General features: G+C 63.8%; 15 protein-coding genes and 1 riboswitch. Of the genes, 5 read left to right on the top strand and 10 right to left on the bottom strand.

The features are described 5' to 3' along the window. Positions 1-20 precede the first annotated feature (20 nt). The 3 genes from QZ269_RS09020 to QZ269_RS09010 form a co-directional block, all read right to left on the bottom strand. Positions 21-638: a hypothetical protein gene (locus tag QZ269_RS09020; RefSeq protein WP_367272260.1), complete on the bottom strand. Its 618-nt coding sequence runs from the start codon at positions 636-638 to the stop codon at positions 21-23. Beyond that, positions 635-1657, bottom strand: a complete 1023-nt coding sequence (locus QZ269_RS09015; RefSeq protein ID WP_291426381.1) for an ABC transporter permease — start codon at positions 1655-1657, stop codon at positions 635-637. The genes QZ269_RS09020 and QZ269_RS09015 overlap by 4 nt, the downstream gene beginning before the upstream one ends. Before the next feature lie 358 nt (positions 1658-2015). Continuing rightward, positions 2016-3743 carry an ABC transporter substrate-binding protein gene (locus QZ269_RS09010; RefSeq protein ID WP_291426380.1) on the bottom strand — a complete coding sequence of 576 codons (1728 nt, stop codon included), beginning with the start codon at positions 3741-3743 and terminating at the stop codon, positions 2016-2018. Positions 3744-3910: 167 nt separating this feature from the next. Here QZ269_RS09010 and QZ269_RS09005 point away from each other — a divergent pair, with 167 nt between their 5' ends. Then, complete coding sequence (locus QZ269_RS09005) at positions 3911-4930, top strand: D-alanine--D-alanine ligase family protein (RefSeq protein ID WP_291426379.1); 1020 nt, start codon at positions 3911-3913, stop codon at positions 4928-4930. Positions 4931-5264: 334 nt separating this feature from the next. On the opposite strand, the gene QZ269_RS09000 is transcribed toward QZ269_RS09005, so the two are convergent. Genes QZ269_RS09000 through QZ269_RS08980 form a run of 5 tightly spaced genes read right to left on the bottom strand, consistent with a single transcriptional unit; the run spans position 5265 to position 8719 of the window. Beyond that, a complete protein-coding gene (locus tag QZ269_RS09000; RefSeq protein WP_291426378.1) occupies positions 5265-6260 on the bottom strand; it encodes a ComEC/Rec2 family competence protein in 996 nt (331 codons plus the stop codon). Beyond that, positions 6257-6628: a DUF3006 domain-containing protein gene (locus tag QZ269_RS08995; protein WP_291426377.1), complete on the bottom strand. Its 372-nt coding sequence runs from the start codon at positions 6626-6628 to the stop codon at positions 6257-6259. The genes QZ269_RS09000 and QZ269_RS08995 overlap by 4 nt, the downstream gene beginning before the upstream one ends. A 9-nt stretch (positions 6629-6637) precedes the next feature. Further along, on the bottom strand, positions 6638-7105 hold the full coding sequence (locus QZ269_RS08990; RefSeq protein ID WP_291426376.1) for a hypothetical protein: 468 nt from the start codon (positions 7103-7105) through the stop codon (positions 6638-6640). Further along, a complete protein-coding gene (locus QZ269_RS08985) occupies positions 7098-7967 on the bottom strand; it encodes a folate-binding protein (protein ID WP_291426375.1) in 870 nt (289 codons plus the stop codon). The genes QZ269_RS08990 and QZ269_RS08985 overlap by 8 nt, the downstream gene beginning before the upstream one ends. A 32-nt stretch (positions 7968-7999) precedes the next feature. Continuing rightward, positions 8000-8719 (bottom strand): GNAT family N-acetyltransferase, encoded by a 720-nt coding sequence (locus QZ269_RS08980; RefSeq protein WP_291426374.1) that lies wholly within the window; start codon positions 8717-8719, stop codon positions 8000-8002. A gap of 192 nt (positions 8720-8911) precedes the next feature. On the opposite strand from QZ269_RS08980, the gene QZ269_RS08975 reads away from it, so the two are divergent. Next, entirely contained in the window at positions 8912-9772 is an 861-nt protein-coding gene (locus QZ269_RS08975; RefSeq protein WP_291426373.1) for a menaquinone biosynthetic enzyme MqnA/MqnD family protein, read from the top strand. A 73-nt stretch (positions 9773-9845) separates the two neighbouring features. Here the strand turns inward: QZ269_RS08975 and QZ269_RS08970 are convergent, their stop codons facing one another. After that, positions 9846-10067, bottom strand: a complete 222-nt coding sequence (locus tag QZ269_RS08970; RefSeq protein ID WP_291426372.1) for a hypothetical protein — start codon at positions 10065-10067, stop codon at positions 9846-9848. A 107-nt stretch (positions 10068-10174) separates the two neighbouring features. Here QZ269_RS08970 and lysS point away from each other — a divergent pair, with 107 nt between their 5' ends. From lysS to QZ269_RS08955, 3 genes are all read left to right on the top strand, one after another. After that, the gene (lysS, locus tag QZ269_RS08965) at positions 10175-11740 is read left to right on the top strand and encodes a lysine--tRNA ligase (protein ID WP_291426371.1); all 1566 of its coding nucleotides are present in this window, start codon (positions 10175-10177) and stop codon (positions 11738-11740) included. 114 nt (positions 11741-11854) lie between these two features. Then, the gene (gene cax / locus QZ269_RS08960) at positions 11855-13096 is read left to right on the top strand and encodes a calcium/proton exchanger (RefSeq protein ID WP_291426370.1); all 1242 of its coding nucleotides are present in this window, start codon (positions 11855-11857) and stop codon (positions 13094-13096) included. Position 13097: 1 nt separating this feature from the next. Continuing rightward, on the top strand, positions 13098-13709 hold the full coding sequence (locus tag QZ269_RS08955) for an HAD family hydrolase (protein WP_367272259.1): 612 nt from the start codon (positions 13098-13100) through the stop codon (positions 13707-13709). 101 nt (positions 13710-13810) lie between these two features. Here the strand turns inward: QZ269_RS08955 and QZ269_RS08950 are convergent, their stop codons facing one another. Continuing rightward, positions 13811-14296, bottom strand: coding sequence for a hypothetical protein (locus QZ269_RS08950; RefSeq protein WP_291426369.1), 486 nt, complete (start codon positions 14294-14296; stop codon positions 13811-13813). A 120-nt stretch (positions 14297-14416) separates the two neighbouring features. Further along, positions 14417-14534: riboswitch (TPP riboswitch) on the top strand. The last annotated feature ends 37 nt before the right edge of the window (positions 14535-14571 follow it).

The raw sequence follows: 14571 nt of genomic DNA, 5'->3' as shown, positions 1-14571 counted from the left end.
CACGACGCGAAAATCATCGGTCAGGTCGGGTCCATGCCGGGCAGCTTGCGGCGCATGATGGTCAAAATAACGATGGTCAGCACCAGCCCCGGCATGGCAAAGATCACGTCGATAAACCTCTGAATCAGGTTGTCGATCCAGCCGCCGTAAAACCCGCTGATGGCCCCCACAATGACCCCGATCAGCACCGTGATTCCCACGATGATAAACGACAGTTTCAGGGCGGTGCGCGTGCCCCAAATTAGGCCGTAATAGATGTTGTAGCCGCCGACCAGCCCGAAGGGGGCAAAGGTCTCGGTCACTTCACGCGCGGGCGTGGGCCGCTGACTGAAGTTGGGGCGCTCCACCGCGTAACAGCTTTTCGGCGGCCTCAGGATGCCGCGCCAGAAGGCCCCACCCAGCGGGTTATAAATCTGGCGGGCACTGTTCATGTTCAGGTCGCGCAGGCAGTCGCCGCTGGGCCGGGCCAGCAGCGGCGCGAACAGGGCGACCAGCCCGAACAGCACCATGATGAACAGCCCGGTCATCGCCAGCCGGTTACGGCGCAGTTTGCGAATGCCGGGGCTGTGCCAGAAGGTACTCCAGCGTGGCTGGCGGGGCGGCCCAGCAGGGGGTCGAGTCACGGGAAGCGCGGTCACTCGAACCTCACACGCGGGTCGATCAGGCCGTAGAGGATGTCGACCACCGTGCTCATAACCACCACGATTAGGGCGGTCAGCAGCGTGAAGCCCAGCACCCCGCCGAGGTCGAAAGTCTTGGCCGAGTCAATGAACCACAGCCCGATTCCCGGATAGTTAAAGATGGTTTCGGTAATCAGCGAGCCGCCCAGCAGCCCGATAATCAAAAAGCCGCCGAGTGTCACGATGGGCAGCAGGGCGTTACGCCGCGCGTGCTTGAGGTTCACGGTTCGTTCTGTCAGTCCCTTGGCGCGGGCAGTGCGCACGTAGTCGCTGCTCAGCACCTCAAGCATATTGTTCCGCATGGCCTTGAGGATGTTGGCGCTCAGCACAATGGTCAGCGTCAGGGTGGGCAGAATCAGGTGCCGCAGGATGTCGCCTACCAGCGTCCACTGGCCCTGCAACGCAGCGTCCAGAATCTTGAACCCGGTGATCCGTTTCAGGGCCATCAGCGCGAAAGTGTTGCTCGTGTCGGCCTGCCCCGGCCCCGGCATCCAGCCCAGGTAGCCGTAGAATACTGCCAGCAGCACGATGCCCAGCACGAAGGTGGGCAGGCTGTAGCCAAAGACCACCAGCACGCGCACGGTCTGGTCGCGCCAGTCGTCCTTGTGCAGGGCGCTCAGGGTGCCCAGCCACACCGAAAGCAGAATAATCGGCAGCGCGGCAAAAAAGGTCAATTCGACCGTGTTGGGCATCCGGTCTTTGATGGTATCGACCACCGAGAGCTGGCTGGTCTTGGAATAGCCCAGGTCGCCGTGAATGGCCGCCGTAAACCAGCGGCGGTACTGGGTGGCAAAGGGCTGGTCGAGTCCGCGCTGCTTGATAATCTGCTCGATGCGGTCGGCCTGCCGCTCGTTCTGGGCATACGGCGCGGCGCGGTCTTCCGGCGAAAGCAACTGGGTCATGCCGATGACCAGTACGGACAGCACCAGCATGACCAGCGGAATCTGGGCAAGACGTCTGAGGATGAAATTCAGCATTTAGTGGCTCACTCCGAAAAAAAGATTGGGGTAACAAGAAAGATTTAACCCTCCCCATCTGCGGGGGAGGGCTTTGCGAGATACTACGGGACTGCGCTAAATTCCGCCACACCTGAAAAAGCGCCAGATGTGCCTGTGCCGGGCAGCTCTGCGAGTCCATACCGCGAAACCCGTATTGCCCACTCGCCTCCGCTCGGATTAAGGCCCAGGGTGCCCGGTTCAAGCGGAATTCGTATCAGGGGAGGGAGTGCGCCGCACGGCTTATACCGACCGCCGTCTGCTGCTTTGACCACCCGCAAGCGCGCCGGATTGCCAACTCCACGCCCGGAGTCCGTATTGCCTCCTCCCGCCCACCGCCTTACTTCTTGGTGAATTCGGCCCAGGTGCGGTTGCCGAAGGGGTTGTAGTTGGCCTTGGTAATGCCGTTGCCCAGACGGCTGCTGTAGAAGGTGTAGTCCACCGGCACGGGCATGACGATGTAGCGGGCCTGTTCGTAGGCGCGGTTGCCCACGAGGCTGTACAGGCGGGCACGCTCGGCGGGGTTGACGGTCGCGCGGGCCTGATCAAGCCACTTGTCGAGCAGCGCGTCTTTGAAGTTCACGCGGCCATTGTAAAAGCCGTTACTGGAGTAAAAGGCGTACAGGTAGTTGTCGGGGTCGGCGTAGTCGGGAATCCAGGCGATGATGAACATGGCTTCCTCGCCGCGCTTGGTGGCCCCCAGCATGTCGCTCCAGGGTTCGGGCTGGATGGTCATGTGGAACTTGGGATTTAGCGCCTCGACGTTTTTCTTGAGCATTTCCATCGCGGTTTTGGGGCCTTCTGACCCGGCGCGGTAGTTCACGGTCAGGCTAAAGCCGTTGTTCCAGACCTGCCCGCCGAACGCCTGCTTGAAGTAGGCCGCGGCCTTTTTAGGGTCGTAGGTGTACTTGCCGACCTTGGCGTCGTACCCGAGCATGGTGTCGGGAATCAGCATGGTGCGCTGCTTGGCCTTGCCGCCCTGCACGTCCTTCATGTACTGCCCGTAGTTAAAAGCGTAGGCGAAGGCGCGGCGGATGTTGGCGTCGGCGAAGAAGTTGGCGGGCACGCCCTTGCCGTCAAGCTTGCCGCTACCCAGCAGGCTCTTTTTCTTGATGTTCTCGTTCATGAACAGTGCCGGGGCATTTACGTAGGGCAGGTCGTCTACCCAGGTCACGCCGGGCTTGCCTTTCATCTGGGCCTCGTCCACGGCGCGGTCGGCTCCCTCGATGATGTCGGCGTCACCGCGCAGCAGCGCCTGCTGGCGGGCGGCGAGTTCGGGCACCTTCTGCACAATCACGTTCTTGATGCTGGGCTGCTTGCCCCAGTAGCCGGGAAACGCCGTGAACAGGTAGGTGTTGGCGTCGCTTTTAAGCATCTGGTAAGCGCCCGTGCCATTGGGCTTTTTCGCCAGGGGGCTGGCGGTCAGGTCCTTGCCGACCCACTGTTTCCAGGTGGCCTCAGTGCCGTCCCAGTCGCCCAGCCCGGCGGTGTACTTTTTATCCACGATGCTCTGCCCGGCGTAGGCCAGCTTGGACAAGAAGGCGGGGTCTACCTTGACCAGATTGAACACCAGCTGCCCGGCGGCGTTGCACTTGACGGCCCCGGCAATTTTGGCCCAGGTGATGCTCTTGTCGTCGTTGGCGTTATCCACGCTGCCCAGCAGGGGGTCACTGATGAACCAGTTGCCGCTGTTGCCGGTGTCGTTGGTCACCAGGTTGCGCCGGAAAGTGTACTCGGCGTCGGCGCAGGTCATGGGGTCGCCGTTGTGAAACTTGACGTTCTTACGCAGGTCGAAGGTATAGGTCTGGCCGCCGTTGCTAAGGGCCCATTTGGTCGCCAGCATGGGCCTGAACTTGGTCAGGCTGGCCCCGTCGTAAGCCAGAAGCGTTTCGTACATGTTGCCCACGAGTTCGGCAGAGGCGCCGTCGTAGGTTTCGGCGGGTTCGGTGGTGGGCACGTCGCTGGCCGACTGGATGACCAGGGTGTCGGCGGGCGAGGCCGCCAGGGCCAAGCCGCTCAGGGCGGAGCCGGACAGCAGCAGGGTGGTCAGCAGGGCGGTTTTCTTCATTGGGCCTCCAGAGTTCGGGTGATGACCCCCACCGCGTGGGAATCATTAGCAGACGGTAAACGCGGGGCATCATAGCTCAGCGGCGGGCCGCGCCGGGTGAATAGGTGTATATCTCTGCGGGGCGGGGCTGCGGGGCAGGCAGAAAAAGCGTGTCATACTGCCCAGTTGTGAAGAAGCGCATTTTGCTGCTGGCTGGCGGCCAGTCTGGTGAACACGAAGTCAGCCTCAAGAGTGCCCGCAGCGTGCTGGCGGCCCTTCCCCGAGATCAGTTCGACGTGACGCCGGTGGTCATTAGCAAAGAGGGCCGCTGGTTGCCCCCAGGCGATACCCAGCGGGCGCTGGAAACTGGCGAAGCGGTGCCGGGCGGCGACCTGATGCTGCACCGCGCCGCGAGTGCCGAGGGCTACGACGCCGTGTTTCCGCTGCTGCACGGCCCGATGGGTGAGGACGGCACCATTCAGGGCATGCTCACCCTGGCCGGAATTCCGTTCGTGGGCAGCGGCGTGCTGGGCAGCGCGGTCAGCATGGACAAGGTAATGACCAAGCAGGTGCTTGCCTCCGCCGGGATTCCGCAGGTGGCGTGGCGGCTGGCGGTGCGCCGCGAGTGGCAGCAGGGCCGCGAGGAGGTCAAGGCCCGCGCCGCCGAGCTGGGGTTTCCGCTGTTCGTCAAGCCTGCTAACCTGGGCAGCAGCGTGGGGATTTCCAAGGTGCACGCGGCCAGTGAACTCGGCGCCGCGCTGGAACTGGCCTTCAGCCTGGATCGCCGCGTGATTCTGGAAGCTATGACCAGCCATAGGCCCCGCGAGGTAGAAGTCGGGGTTCTGGGCAACGACGCGCCCATTGCCAGCCCGGTGGGCGAACTGAGCTTCGACGCCGATTTTTACGATTACGCGACCAAGTACACCGAGGGACAGGCCGAGATGCACCTTCCGGCCCGCCTACCTGCCGAAGTCGCCGAGCGTCTACGTGCGCTGGCGCTGGAGGCGTTCAAGGCGCTTGACTGTGCCGGGCTAGCCCGCGTGGACTTCTTCTACGTGGCCGAAACGGGCGAGGTCGTGCTGAACGAGGTCAACACCATGCCCGGCTTCACGACCACCAGCATGTACCCCAAGCTGTTCGAGGCGGCGGGTATCAGCTACAGCCAACTGGTGACCCGACTGATCGAACTGGCACTCGAAAAAAGGTAATAAGGGGCGGGCCAAAAGGTTTGCAAAAACCGTTTACTTCGAGCCGACTGGTAGAGCGGCGGCGCAAAGCGAGTGAGAGCAAACCGGGTTCCGGGCAGAGGCGAGAACGAGCAATGCGGATTGCGCGGTGTGGCGGTACAGGCGGTGCCCTCTTGGGCAAAGCGGCTTCTTGGTCAGAACGGCACCCAGGATGGGGCCTGACCGCGTCCCGACTGCGGGCCGAGCTGAGCAGAACCTGTATTGCTCTTGCGGTGCGGGGCCTTGCGAAGTAAGGGGCGGGCGGGTAAGCCGGGCGAATTAACAGTTCGCAAACGGCTAGCCTGCCCGCAGAGGATTACTTTTCCGTACTGACCTTGTAGCTGCCGTCCGCTTTGCCAGTAAAGGTGACGGTACCGTGCTGGTCGGTGCGGTAGATGTGAACCTTGTTGGCGGTGTAAAGGTCGAGCGCCGACTGGGTCGGGTGGCCGTAGTTGTTCGGCCCCACGCTGATAACCACGTTCTGGGGCCGCACGACGTCCAGCCACGCCTGATGGTCGCCGTTGGCCGCGCCGTGGTGAATGCTCTTGTAGACGGTGATCGGCCCCTGCACCTGGGGGTTTTTCTCGGCCAGCCAGCCGTTTGTTTCAGGCGTCTCGCTGTCTCCGGTCATTAGGGCGCTAAACTTGCCGAAATTCAGGCGAATGCCGACGCTGTGGTCGTTCTGATTGTTGGGCATTCCGTCGGGTGGGGCCACCACATGCACCTTCACACTGCCGAGATTGATGACCTGCCCGCTGGCCGTCTGAAACTGGGTGCCCTGCGCCTGCAACGCGCTGACCAGCCGGTTCCAGGTCTGGGTAGTGCCGCCTATGCCGTTGTTGATGAACAGGGTCGGCTTAGCTTTGGCCGCCTCGACCAGTCCGGCGATGTGATCCGAATCGGCGTGGGTGGCGACCATCAGGTCAATCTTGCTGATGTTTAACTGGCTCATGTAGTCGGCCATGCGGTTGGTACTCTTGCCGCCGTCTACCAGCATGGTTTTACCTTCCGGACTACGGATGAGCACCGAGTCGCCCTGTCCCACGTCCAGAAACTGCACCGTTACCGCGCCGCCCGAGAGGCCCGTGGTCGTCGTGGCTCCGTTGCCCGAAGCGTTGTGGTTGCCCTTGGGGGAACAGGCTGCCAGCGCCGCCGTCAGGCCCAGGACGAGCAGGCCCACCACGTCCGACGCAGCGGGGCCGCGCCGCTGCCCGGTGGGCCTGGCGTGCGCTTGGCCCGACCTGCGAGCGGCGGCCTTGCGTTTGGGCGTGGTGGGTGTGGGGGGTTTCGCGGGGGTCTTTGGCTTGCTCACAGTGTAATTTCCTTGTCGGGGTCAGCCGCAGCTGCCGCGTTCAGGGCGCCAAGTCTGCTCTGGGCCTGCTGGCGGGCCACGCTGGTTTCTTCATGCAAAATGGTCAGTTTCAGGCCGTCGGGGTGGGGTTCCACAGCCAGCAGGTCGCCTTCTTGTAGGCCCTCCGGCAGCGCGGTCAGGTCAATGTCCCGCGTTGTGCCGTCGGGGAGTTCGATGCGGGCGACCTGGCCCTGGGGCGTTTCTTCGATGCCGTCTACTGTCCAGCGCTCTGAACTTTCGGCGGCACTGGCTGGAGCCTGCGGCTGTGCACTTTCGGCCTGGTCTGGGAGCGGTGCAGGCGTCGGGGCTGACCTGGAACTGTGCTTCATAACTCCAGATTACTCTGCGGCTTTGCCCGGCAGCGCGGTTGCGATTGATCTGGGTTCCGGGCGCACCAGCTGGGGCAACTGTGTGCGGGCGTACAGGTAGAGCGCCAGCGCCAGCCCCCACAGCAGCGCCAGCGCCTGCCACTGGCGCAGCGCCGCGCAGCCCAGCAAAAAGGCCACTGCCGGGGCCGAGGCCAGTTGCATGGCGCAGGTCAACCCCGCCTGGGTCGCCGTGAGGCGCGGGTCACGGCCCGACTGCTTGGCCAGGTAAAGCGCCGCGCCGCCCAGCACCAGGGCCACCACGCCCAGCCCCGCCACCCCCGGCAATGGATAGGGGGGAGGCTGGGTCAGCGCATAAAGTAGGCCCAGCACCGCCCCCGGCACCGCCAGCGCCGCGAACGCCAGATGAAAGGCCCGCCGCGCTGCCCCCCGCAGCTGCTCGGGCGAGCCCTGAAGGTCGCGGGCCAGCGCTTCAAGCATGGGTGTTGAGCAGTTCCACGCTGGCCGCCGCGCCGCCGACTTGTACCGTCTCGCCCGGCGCGATTTCCTTTCGTAACCGGGCCAGACTCGCGCCGCCCGCATGCAGCCCGCTCTGGCCCACCACCCGGTCGCCCTGCCTGATCTCGGTGTGCGGGGGCAGATGTTCGCCGCGCAGCCGCGCCAGATGGTAACGGGCATGGCCCCGCGCCTCAAGCCGCGCCATAGTTTCCTGGCCCACGTAGCAGCCCTTGCGGTAGCTAATCGCCGGAAGCGGCCCGCCACTGTCCAGCCCGATTTCCTGAAGCAGCGTGCCCGTGAAGCCGTCGCGCACCACGTCGGGGATTCCGGCGGCGATGCGGGCCGCGTCCAGCGACTCGAGCGGGACTTCTTGCCCCAGCTGCGCCAGCACCTCCGTTTCGTGTGTGGCAAGGTAATGCAAATCCACGCCGGGCGTTCCCGTGCGGTTGGCACGCCCAGCGAGCACCTGGGTTCCGGCCAGTTCAAACTGCTGGGCGTCCGGCCCGGCGACCTGCCAGCCGGGAAGCGTTGCGGCGTCCCAGACGTGAACGGCCCTCAGCGTTTCGCTGGTGTTCTCGACCTCGACCTGGTCGAAAATAATGTAGCGCCTGAGGCGGGCCGCGAGGGGCGCGGCCTGCTCGGCATCGAGATGCAGGTAAATGTCGCCCAGGCGCTTGTAGGCGCGGGCAAAGTGTTCGATCTGGCCGCGCACGTTCAGGAAAGCGCAGGCCACCACGCCGGGTACGGAAGCGCCGCGCAGGTCGCCCGTCATCTGGCCCTGCACGAAGTCCACGCGGTCCTGGCCGGTGACGCGCAGGCTGCTGCTAGGAAGGCTGGTCCACATGCGGGTCAGTCTACGGCCTGCCGCTGCTGGCCTCAGTGAGCCTGCAACCAGTACGCGGGCGTTTCGGTGGCCGGAAGCAGCCTCTGCTCGGGCACGTTTCCGGCCCGTTCTGCCAGCGCCCCGGCTTCGGCGGCGGCCCGCTCTGGCCCCAGCCAGCCGCGCCAGTAGTCCTGCACCGTTGCGGTGACCAGCGCCAGAGGCACGGTCTGGGCCGGTTCCAGCGGGCAGTACAGCAGGTCTAGGTTGGTTAGCGGCCCGCCGTTTTCGCCGCCCACCGGCTGCCAGTAGGGAAGGTCCACCGTCAGGAACCCCAGCGCCCCCAGCACCATGCGGCGCTCGTGCGGCTCGGTGCCTACCCGCGTTTCGCCCGCGCGTTCGGCGGCGTTCTGGCGGGCGGCATAGACGCTGTCGGCGAACATGCCGGGCATTCCGGCGCGGCGCAGTTCATCCACAGACGCGGCTTGCAGCGCCCGGCCCACGCCCCGGCCCCGCGCCTCCCGGCTTACCCCCATAAACGAGTTGAATCCCGCCGCCGAAAGCAGGCTGTAAATGGTGCCGCCTAGCACGTCCCCGGCTCCGCTTTCGGCCACCAGGATGCGGTCGTCGCGCCCAGTGCCGCCGTTCAGCAGGCGCGGAAAGTACGCGGGCGAAATGAGCATCTCGGGGGCGTAATAACTGCTTTCCTGAATGCGCCCGAAGGCCGCCAGGGCGGGGTCGGCAGGGTCGGTGATGCGGCGGACGATAATGGGCATAGGCCCCAGGCTAGAGCGCGGCGCGGCTAAACTCGGTAAGCCGGGCCACCGGTTCTCTGGGCCTGTTCCGCGCCAGTGACGCCCTCGCGCTCGGTTGACCGGAGCCGGTACGCTGCTGGGCCGGGGCCTGCTGTTTGCGGCGCTCGGCTGCTCTATGCTGGCAGCCCTGTTCCACCGTGCGGGGCGTACCTCATGACTGACCATCTTCCATCTTCCGTTCTTGACTCTCGCCCCTACCGCGCGGGCTGGATTCATTTCACCAACGTCGCGCTCATTCTGGACCCGCTGACCGTGCCAGAGAACGTCAGCGTGATCACGGGTGTGCCGACCCAGATGAACGCCGCGCTGCTCTCGGGCGAGGTGGACATCGCCAATATCAGCGCCGTGGAATTTATACGCCACGCCGATATGCTCGCGGCGCTGCCTGATTTCAGTGTGGCGGTGCTGGGGCCGGTGTACAGCGTGAACCTGTTTCACACCTGCCCGCTGGCGCAGCTGCGCCGGGTCGCCCTGACCTCGCAGAGTGCCATGAGCGTGGCGCTGCTGGAAGTGCTGCTGCAAAGCTGGGGCCTAAGTCCTGTGCTCGAACGCGCCGAGGGAGAGGCTGAGGAACTGCTCGCCGGGGGCTATGACGGCGTGTTGCGTATCGGTGACGACGCGCTACGCGAGTGGTACGGCGTGGTCGGCCCGTTTACCGAAGCGACCATCGTGCCTGAGATTCCGCAGGCGGGCCACGGCGTCACGGTGACCGATCTGGCCGAGGAATGGTTCCGGCTGACCGGGCACCCCTTCGTGTTTGCGGTGTGGGCCTACCGCAAAGAGAACCCGCCGCCGCCCGAGTTGCTGCGGGCCATGCGCCGGGCACGGGAGTATGGTCTTGGTCACTTGGCCGAGGTATCGAAGCGCCACGCGCACAAGCTGGGCCTGCCCGCACACGTGGTGCAGCACTACCTCTGGAACTTCCGGTATCACCTGGAAGCAGCCGACCGCCTCGGCCTGGGCGAGTTTGCTGACTTGGCGGTGCCGGGCCACGCAGCGCTGACCTTCGGCTGAGGGCCGTAAAAAAGCCGGGCACGCGGCCCGGCCTAAACTGTAGTGCTCGGTGCAGTCCTGCGGTGCGTGGTGCTTAGCCCTGCTTGGTGGCAGGCACCGAACGGGCTTCCTCGACGTCTTTCTTTTCCTTCAGGCTACCGTGCTCGGTGTTGCGGGCTGCGGTCGCCTCGCGGTCATTGACCCCTTTTCTGGAAATCGGGCCGTCATGCTCGACCTCGTGTACTTCTTTTTTACTACGGTCATAATCTTGTGGCTGGCTGGTATGGCCCTTGTTCTTGTCGTCTTTGTCTGGCATAGGTCACTGTGGCACAGTTTCCGCTGCAAAAAGTTCAGAACTGTCCTAATAAATGTTCAGAGATGAAGCAACGCTGAACGGTGCGGGCGGCCCGTATACTGGCCTGTATGCCGGAAGAAGCCTCTCCTCAGCCCCAGGTTCAGCCCCAAGCACGGCCCGCGCCGCGCCCCCAGGGACTGCACGAACAGACCGTCGCCCGCCTGAACAACCTGGACGCCCAGGTCGCCGCCGGATATGAGGCTTACCCCTACAGCTACCCCAAGACGCACCACACCGCCCAGGTGCTCGGCGAACACTCCGGCGAACTGACCCCCGGTGACCAGTGGGAGCAAGAAATCTACGCTCTGGCAGGCCGCGTCACGCTGCTGCGGCACATGGGCAAGGCCGCCTTTGCCGACCTGAACGACGAGGCGGGCAAACTCCAACTGTTTTTTTCCAAGGCCGACACCGCCAATTTTGACCCTACCAAAAAGATCGACCTGGGCGACATCATCGGTGTGAAAGGCTTTCCGTTCGTGACCAAAACCGGGCAACTTACCCTGCACGTCACCGAGTGGCAGCCGCTGGTCAAGAGCCTGCATCCCCTGCCCAGCAAGTTTCACGGCCTGCAAGATGAAGAACTGCGTGCCCGCCGCCGTTACGTGGATTTAATGGTCAACCCCGAGCGCCGCGAAGCCTTCCGCACCCGCTCCCGCGCCATTCGCTTTATCCGTAATTTCCTTGACACGCAGGGCTTTATGGAAGTCGAGGGGCCGACGTTGCAAGTGGTTCCCGGCGGCACCGAGGCCAAGCCGTTCCAGACCCACCACAACGCGCTCTCGCACGACTTTTCACTGCGCATTAGCCTGGAGCTTTACCTCAAGCGGCTACTGGTAGGCGGCTTTGAGCGGGTCTATGAGATTGGGCGCAACTACCGCAACGAGGGCATAGACCGCACCCACAACCCCGAATTCACCATGTTGGAAGCCTATTTTGCCTACGGCGACTACAACGACATGATGAAACTGGTCGAAACGATGCTTAACGGCCTGGTCAAAGAAGTCACGGGCGGCAGCGAAAAACTGGTGTACCAGGGCAAGGAACTTGACTTCTCGCTGCCGTTCAAGCGGCTGGACTTTATTACGGCGCTCAAAGAACAGGCAAAACTGGAGTTCGACCCGCTCGACTTGGCTAAGTTGCGCGAGTGGAGCGACCAGCACCACCCCGAGCACCGCAAGACCCCCGATTACAAGCTGCTGGACAAGCTGGGCGGCGAATATGTCGAGCCGCTGCTGCAACACCCGACCTTTTTGGTGGATATGCCGCTGGTCATTAGCCCACTGGTCAAGGTTCACCGCGGGCGCGAGGGCCTGGCTGAACGTGCCGACCTGTACGTGGGCGGCTTCGAGCTGGCCCCGATTTACTCCGAGCTGAATGACGCCCTTGACCAACGCGCCCGCTTTGAGGCCCAGACTGCCCGCCGCGACGCTGGCGACGACGAGGCCCACCAGCAGGACGAGGACTTTTTGCTGGCGCTGGAATATGGGATGCCGCCGACCGCTGGCATGGGCATGGGCATGGACCGCCTCGCCATGCTGCTTACCGACAGTGACAGCATCCGCGACGTGCTGCTGTTCCCGCTGCTTAAGCCTGAAGGCGGCGCAGGCGAACATGTGGAAGAAGCCGAGAGCTGAAGCACACGGCTGAGACACACGGCTGAAGCACAGGGCTGAGACAAAGACCGCCACTTTCATCCGGCCTTGAACGGCCTGGCCTGAGCGGCGCGCCCAGACCGTAAACTGCCGGGCATGTGGATGAATTTTCTGCTGATTTTTATACCAGTCAGCCTGCTTCTGGAATATGTTTTTCACGCGCCGCCGCTGTGGGTATTCGCCACGGCGGTGGTTTCTATCGTTCCGCTAGCCGACTGGCTACGCAAGGCCACCGAGCAGGTCGCTGAACGGGCCGGGCAGACCATCGGCGGGCTGCTCAACGTTACTTTCGGCAATATGGCCGAACTGATTATTGCCGTTTTCGTGCTGCTGTCGGGCAACGCCATAGTGGTCAAGGCGCAGATTGCGGGCAGCATTATCGGCAATGGGCTGCTGGGGCTGGGCCTCGCCATCCTGATTGGCAGCCTGGGGCGGCGGCAGCAGCGGTTCAGCCGCGAGAACGCCGGGCAGCTTAACTCCATGCTGTTTTTGACGGTGATTGCCCTGCTGATTCCGGCGCTGTTCGACTACACCGAAAAACTGCCCGGCTTTGCCGCCAGCAGTGAAGCGGCGCGCGGCAACCTCGACGAATCGCTGAGTCTGGCGGTGGCCGTGGTGCTTATCCTGGTCTATGCCCTGAATCTGGTCTATACGCTGGTCACCCACAAGGACGTTTTTGCGCTGCAAGAGGCGGAGGCAGTGGCAGGGGCTGACGGTGTGGAGGCCGCCCACAAACACGCCCTGCTGTGGCCGGTTTGGAAGGCCGCCGCCGTGATGGTCGGGGCCACGGCGCTGATTGCCCTGGAATCCGAACTGCTCTCGGGCGCACTAGAAGCCACTTCCGAGACGCTGGGCCTCAGCCCCTTTTTTCTGGGAATCATTGTGCTGGCCGTGGTGGGGAACTTTGCCGAGTACATCGCGGGCAGCTACTTCGCGCGGCAGGGCAAAATCGGGCTGGCGATGGACATTGCGGTGGGCGCGACCATTCAGGTGGCCCTGTTCACCGCGCCGGTGCTGGTGCTGATCTCCTACTTTATCGGCAAGCCCATGAATCTGGTGTTTTCCAGCCCGCTGGAGCTGGTCGCTATCGTGGCCGTCGCCATCACGGTGTCTGCTGTGACCCGCGACGGCGAGGCCACCTGGTTCGAGGGTGTGCTGCTGATCACGGTTTATGTGCTGCTAGCGCTGGCTTTCTTCTTTGTTACGCCGCGCAGAGGGGAACCTAAAGCGGCCCTGTCTGCGCCAGCGACCGCCTACAGAGTGACAGCCTACAGGGTGATAGGCCACATGATGAGCGTGCCCCCGGTTCTCTTTCCCGCCGGGGCACGGGCCGCCTGAGATGCCTGCTCACGGCTTTGCCGCCGTTTTGTTCGACCTCGACGGCGTGCTGATTGATACCGAAAGCCGCATCACCGAACTGTGGGGCGACATTTTCGCCCAGCACGACCTGCACCTCACGCCCGCCGAGATCACGCGCCTGACTTCCGGCCAGCGCTTTGGCGGCGTGCTGGCGCAGCTGGAAGCCGAGCGCGGCTGGAAGGCCCCCGAGGACTTTTTGCCTATGCTCGACGAGCGGTTTAACGGGGCCTTCGGGCACGTGCCCCTGATCGCTGGGGCGCGGGAAACTCTGCTGGCGCTAGGGCGGGCTGCTGTCCCGTTTGCGGTGGCCAGCAACAGCCAGCACAACCGCCTTTTTCTCAAGTTGCGCGGGGCGGGGCTGCTTGACCTGCTGGAAGGCCGCGCCTTCGACCCATCACTGGTGGGCAAACGCGGCAAACCGGCGCCAGACCTGTACCTGTACGCGGCCGCGCAACTTGGTATACCGGCGCCGCAGTGTCTGGTGGTCGAGGACAGCGTCCCCGGAGTCGCGGCGGGCGTAGCGGCGGGAGGACCGTGTGGGGGCTACTGGCAGGCAGTCATATTCAGCCCGGCGACGAGCAGCGACTCTTAGACTTGGGCGCGGCGCGAATCGTGCATTCACACGCCGAACTGAGGACGCTGCTGGTCGGTTGAACCCGCCCGAGTGGTCACCGAGTGGTTATTGAGGTGCCCTTAAACGCTGGGCATGCGGCACTGCGAGGTCTGGGTGCTGGGCAGGTCAAGCTGCACGGTCACGCGTGCGCCCTCGCCAGCAGGCACCACCGTGATCTCGGTCGTCTTGCCCCGCGTGACCGAGGGCCACGCCCTGGTATTGACCGCCGCTTTCAGAAACAGGTCGAGGTTCTTCAGGTCGTTGCCAAAGCATTTGCTGCTGACTTCCTCGGCGGCCTTTTGCAGCGTCCGGAGTTGGGTGGGCCTGAAAGTCTGGGTAGGCGAGAGCAGGCTCAGCTGAACGGTCTTGACGAGGTTGGCCTCGCTTCTGGGACGGGCCTTGTTCATAAAAAGCCCCTGCATGTTGGCCTGTCCGCTGCCCTGAAAACGCCAGATAGAGTAGTTGGTGCGCTGATCCTGAAAGTGTACCTGGTGAATCAGGCCCGCATTACGCAGCACCCCAAGCGGACTGTAAGTGGAGCTGCTGGCGGCACCGGCAGAAGACATCAGAAGAAAGAGGGCCAAGCTGAGCTTTCTGTTCATCATTCCTATGCTAACAGCGCTGCGCTCACAGGGCTGCCCCGCAGAGTTGGGGTTTTGTTCAGGGAGCGCGCGGTATACTGCCTCCCGCGTCACCGGGGGTGCCCGGCGCAGCGGCCCACTGTGGGCAGTGCGCTGGACTGAGAAAAACCCTTGGAACCTGAACCGGGTCATTCCGGCGGAGGGAGTGTGACCTGGGCCGCGCCGCTTGCAGGTTGGCCCAGCGGCCTTCCCCTCCTGAC

It is taken from the genome of Deinococcus sp. (assembly GCF_018260405.1).
GTDB lineage: Bacteria > Deinococcota > Deinococci > Deinococcales > Deinococcaceae > Deinococcus.
This window is presented reverse-complemented; position numbering and strand designations above follow the sequence as displayed.

Bases quoted from the DNA above. Each gene is read 5' to 3' on its own strand.
- QZ269_RS09015 (WP_291426381.1), bottom strand. From the start codon at position 1,657: ATGCTGAATTTCATCCTCAGACGTCTTGCCCAGATTCCGCTGGTCATG.
- QZ269_RS09010 (WP_291426380.1), bottom strand. From the start codon at position 3,743: ATGAAGAAAACCGCCCTGCTGACCACCCTGCTGCTGTCCGGCTCCGCC.
- QZ269_RS08995 (WP_291426377.1), bottom strand. From the start codon at position 6,628: ATGAAGCACAGTTCCAGGTCAGCCCCGACGCCTGCACCGCTCCCAGAC.
- QZ269_RS08990 (WP_291426376.1), bottom strand. From the start codon at position 7,105: ATGCTTGAAGCGCTGGCCCGCGACCTTCAGGGCTCGCCCGAGCAGCTG.
- QZ269_RS08985 (WP_291426375.1), bottom strand. From the start codon at position 7,967: ATGTGGACCAGCCTTCCTAGCAGCAGCCTGCGCGTCACCGGCCAGGAC.
- QZ269_RS08980 (WP_291426374.1), bottom strand. From the start codon at position 8,719: ATGCCCATTATCGTCCGCCGCATCACCGACCCTGCCGACCCCGCCCTG.
- QZ269_RS08975 (WP_291426373.1), top strand. From the start codon at position 8,912: ATGACTGACCATCTTCCATCTTCCGTTCTTGACTCTCGCCCCTACCGC.
- QZ269_RS08970 (WP_291426372.1), bottom strand. From the start codon at position 10,067: ATGCCAGACAAAGACGACAAGAACAAGGGCCATACCAGCCAGCCACAA.
- lysS (WP_291426371.1), top strand. From the start codon at position 10,175: ATGCCGGAAGAAGCCTCTCCTCAGCCCCAGGTTCAGCCCCAAGCACGG.
- cax (WP_291426370.1), top strand. From the start codon at position 11,855: ATGTGGATGAATTTTCTGCTGATTTTTATACCAGTCAGCCTGCTTCTG.
- QZ269_RS08955 (WP_367272259.1), top strand. From the start codon at position 13,098: ATGCCTGCTCACGGCTTTGCCGCCGTTTTGTTCGACCTCGACGGCGTG.
- QZ269_RS08950 (WP_291426369.1), bottom strand. From the start codon at position 14,296: ATGTCTTCTGCCGGTGCCGCCAGCAGCTCCACTTACAGTCCGCTTGGG.